Source organism: uncultured Mucilaginibacter sp. (assembly GCF_903913935.1).
Classification (GTDB): Bacteria; Bacteroidota; Bacteroidia; order Sphingobacteriales; family Sphingobacteriaceae; genus Mucilaginibacter.
The window spans coordinates 1-4,379 of record NZ_CAIWNH010000453.1 but is presented as its reverse complement, the minus strand read 5'-3'; the positions used below and the strand labels follow the sequence as shown (position 1 = coordinate 4,379).

The 4,379-nt window shown below is 38.3% G+C and carries 4 protein-coding genes and 1 pseudogene; all 5 read right to left on the bottom strand.

The window, feature by feature from the left end; all coding sequences use genetic code 11:
- Nucleotides 1-483 (bottom strand): annotated as a pseudogene (locus tag QZY09_RS18205) (hypothetical protein); the annotation flags it as partial.
- A 26-nt stretch (nucleotides 484-509) separates the two neighbouring features.
- On the bottom strand, nucleotides 510-1,478 hold the full coding sequence (locus tag QZY09_RS18200; RefSeq protein WP_295674678.1) for a hypothetical protein: 969 nt from the start codon (nucleotides 1,476-1,478) through the stop codon (nucleotides 510-512).
- Between the two features lie 14 nt (nucleotides 1,479-1,492).
- Nucleotides 1,493-2,590 (bottom strand): acyltransferase, encoded by a 1,098-nt coding sequence (locus tag QZY09_RS18195; RefSeq protein WP_295674677.1) that lies wholly within the window; start codon nucleotides 2,588-2,590, stop codon nucleotides 1,493-1,495.
- Between the two features lie 133 nt (nucleotides 2,591-2,723).
- The gene (locus tag QZY09_RS18190; protein WP_295674675.1) at nucleotides 2,724-3,812 is read right to left on the bottom strand and encodes a hypothetical protein; all 1,089 of its coding nucleotides are present in this window, start codon (nucleotides 3,810-3,812) and stop codon (nucleotides 2,724-2,726) included.
- A 19-nt stretch (nucleotides 3,813-3,831) separates the two neighbouring features.
- Nucleotides 3,832-4,379: hypothetical protein (locus QZY09_RS18185; RefSeq protein WP_295674673.1), on the bottom strand; the 548-nt coding region annotated here is incomplete at its 5' end.

The following is a 4,379-nucleotide window of genomic DNA, read 5'->3' as shown; positions in this document are numbered from 1 at the left end:
AATCACTGCGCCGTTACCGATAGTTAATCCCCCGTTGATAATTGCACTGGCACCGATCCATACATCATTACCAATAACTGTATCCAAATACTCTTCAAATTCCTGCTTTTTAGCAAATGTTATCCCAGTCTGTTTAGCCATTGAATAAAAAATAGGATGCATCGAAATAAAATCATTCACAGGATGCATTGCAAGGCCTACGCTGACATTAGGACCTATGCACGTGAATTTTCCTATTTTTACATTTTGAATAAATGAGTTGGCAGCTATATAAGAAAAGTCGCCTAATGAAGAATTTATTACAGATGCCTTTAGACCCAGATAATTATACTTGCCGAATTTTGAATTCCTTGAAACACCAACCTTTCCATTGATTTTCAAAGTAGGATTTTTACTTTTTAACCTCAATAACGAATAACTTGCCCTTAGGTAGTTAGTTACCGGAAGCGTAATTATTCTAAAAGCAAATCTAATCCAATTCATGTTTTTAACTTAAAACTTTCCTTTATCTACCAATAACATGCGCTCTCAACAATAGCTGCCTTTTGAGGTCGGTTTTTATCACCTGGCCTTATCCAATATTCGTTATATAAATTTGTATAGGGATATACTACATAGTTTTCCCAACGCCTGCCTTTAATGCCAAAAAGCATTTGGGTTACCCCGCCAAGATGAATGGCTTTTTTACCCATGTCTTTTACAAATGAAGCCAGCGGAAAACCATACGCGCCGCAACCCAGTATACATATATCAAAATCGGTTTCTGCCATCTTTTCCTTCATGGAATCCAGTGCATCAAACCAGCTGTTAAACGGTGTTTTCTCGCGTGCAAGGCTTTGTACCGCTGGTATGGTTATCAATTCAAAATCAGGAAGCAACCGGTTATCAAACAAGTATTCGCGTACTTCAAACTGATTTTTTATGGCTTCATCAAAAGGGTGGACCACTAAAACCTTTTTCCCTTCCAACGCCCATGTCCAGGGGTTTGGGGTAAAAAATGGTTCAAGGTCTTCAAGCACCACTCTTTTTGAACCTGAAAGCTCATCATTAAAAAACTTTTCCTCTTTTAGCCACGAACCCAAAACATCAACATTTGGCAAAATGCTGATCATCATTTCGCAAAACCTTTCAATATTTTCAACATCTACGGGAAAAAATCCCGACCAATCCTGCATTTGCTGCATAATTGACTTGCTCCACCACCACGCCGGGCTTTTACCGGCTACAAAACCTTTAATAGATTTATATTTACCTTTTTCTTTTACACCTAAATAGTTAACCATACAGGCAAGCTCTGTTGAGCCCAGCCTTGCAGCCATAAAAGGCGCATCGGCCAACAGGGCGTTTTTAATCAATTCATTAGCATAATCCTTTACCGGGAACAATTTCCAGTTACGGCCGAAATTTGAACTTTCTGCCGCGTGCTTCGCGTAAATTCCCTTTAAGGCCTTTAGTGGGATATTAAAAATGTCTTCCATTATTAATGAGCTGATTAAACGTTACTTAATGGTTCATTTACTAACGATTCTGTTTCATATACAACTTTTTTCGACTTCCATTTTTTGTAGGCTTCCCTGATATATTTTAAAGCCGGTTTTTCAATAACATAAGTCAAAAATGTTGCAAGCAGTACTGAAAATATAAGCGGCACTGTTACATAAAATACTTGCAGGTCTGAAAACTGCCGTAGCCGGTATATTATGGCGTACCCAATAACATTATGCAGCAGATACAATGAATAAGAAATTGTACCCAAAAACAACAATACCCGGTTATTGAGCCATGAGAGTTTTCCGTAGATAAACAAATAAAACAAGACATAAATACCTGCCAGGATAACTATCGATCCATAATTTTCATCGGGGTGTGTTAATAACCACCTGCATTCAACCACGAAACTTATGGCAATGATCAGGTTATTCAAAATGCCCGGTCCGTTTGTTTTTATGCGGTAAAAGTTAATGCCGGCAATAAACAATGGCGCATATTCCAGTATGAACAACACGTCTATATATTTCTTAAAATGAATGCTGAACAACGCAGAGGCAAGTGACAATGCAAGCCATGCTATACATATGACCTCGATCTTGCGCAGTAGCCTGGCTAAGTAAAGCCCATACATAATAATATAAAATGTAAGCTCCATTTTCAGTGTCCAGTACACCTGGTCTATCAACCTTACCTTTGTGAACCCCTGGAACATGGTTAAATTGTATAAGATCTCTTTGGGCGTATAATGACCGAGAGTAGGTACGGGCAAAACAGTTATAATAGCTGCCGTAAGGAATAAAGCTGTCCAGTAAGCAGGGTACAATCTCGAAAACCGGGAAACGATAAAATCGAATTTATGTTTACTGCGCTCCAGTGTCATAAATATTACAAAACCGCTTATGATAAAAAACAAGTGGACAGCGAGGTTGCCGTGGTTTAAATAAAATTTATGGTCGGAAAAAAGCTTAAAATGAAAATCGTAGGCATAAGTATAATGGTAAAGCATCACTGTTAAAACAGCAACTCCCCTTAAAGCATCCAATTCAGCCAACCGGCCTCCTTTTTCTTTTTGCGTTTTATTTGCGGTGATGGATTTCATAGGTATGACAGCTTTTTTTCCTGTTTAACTTAATGTTTCGTTTAATTCCATTGCAGCTTCAATACATTTATCCATATTGTAATATTCCCATTCGCCAAATCTGCACAATGCCGTTCCCATTCTGTAACTAGTTTTATTGTGTTTGGGAGTTATTTAAAAACTTTAATTTTTCTGAATAGTTTAACTGTTCAAAAAGTTGTTCGCTGTTGAAGTTTCCTTCATCATCGGCTAAAATATAATTCGATAATGAAGGGTAGTAATGCCAAAAGGATGAAGGGCAGATTTGTATGTTTTTTGATATTAATGCCGGCTTATACGAAAAGGAGCTTTTGCTGCTGATCAGCAAATCGGCATTTATCATGTGCAAAACAGAATCTTCCGGCCCCATATCCAGGCAATAATGAACATGCTCAAATTCATTGAATTCAGGAAAATCATTTATGTTTCCTTGCGAGAAGAGGTATAAACCCACCAATTGGTTTTGATTAAGCGTAGCCAGCACTTTGGTTAAAATAGTTGAATAGTAATCATTGCCCATTAAGCGTTCTTTCCAAATCGCATCTGTTCCAATGTTCATCCGGCGTCTGATATGGATGGCGATATTAAACTTATCAGGCGAAAAGATCAGCTTATCGTTTTTGCGGGCTTTTGCTTTGAAAAATTTATCCGACAAAAGCTGATGTGTGTCGCACTGGCTCACGTAGCCCTGATCAATTTCGAGGAGAAACAACAAAAACGGGCGCTCATACGAGTTGATAATATCCCTGATCAAGTTTATTTCGTCTGTTTTAAGTGAGTTAAACCTGGGCAGGCGCACTACTTTAAATCTTTTATCCTTAAAAAAAAGCGGAGCCAAAAGTTCGCCTTCGCCAAAGCCGAGAAAGTTCTCCCATTTTGCGGTTGAAAACGGAAAGTGCGCGAACCGAACTTTAAAGAGGTTCGAAAAGTATAAACCTGAATTCCAGTTAGCCAGCTGGTGGCCTATGCCCGCGCCGTAATTGGGTTTCTGTGTTAAAAAATGTGTGCTTTTAAATTCAGTGTTTATTTCTTTTTTATTGCCGTTTAATTTGTAGTGCCAATAGGAACGATATAGCCTGAACTGCAACGGTGTACCCGCAATTTTACCCAGGATAAAAGAATTGATCTTGCGCTTCAGCTTTTCCCGCTTCAGCTCTTTTTCGTACATCGGTACGGGAGCAAAACTTGTTGATGGCGTGTTCATATTCTTCCTTTTTTTACATTTAAAAACTTGGTAATAGTAACTGAACAACGGCTTTCGCCTTTATTGTAAATACACCCATTGCAATGTTCAATTCCCCCCTGAAACGTTTGCTCAATAAAAAAAGCAAAACAAGGAATACAACACTGTAAAGAGAGCTAAACCCAATCAAACCTATCCATGAAAGCTGGTATTTAAAGGAATAGGAAATAAGCACACAGCCTGCAACTATGATTCCTATCAATAAAGATTCATGCACCAGTTCTTTTAAATTTTGTGTGGACAGGTCCGCTTTTTGGAATACCTTTTTAGGGTAATAAGCTATTAATATTAACGTTGGAATAAGGAATGCCAGCAACACACCAGTCATGCCTAACGTTTTTGAAAGCACGAACAAAAGGATCACGTAAGCGATGCTCCTGGCCATACTGATCAAACTATTGCTTTTAATCTGCCCCATTGAGAGGGTTATGTTTGATAAGTTATAGCCGATAGATAATAGCAGGAAGGAGCCACATAAGATGATATTATTGGTGTTTCCGATCCAAAACTGTTTACCCACCCAGTTTT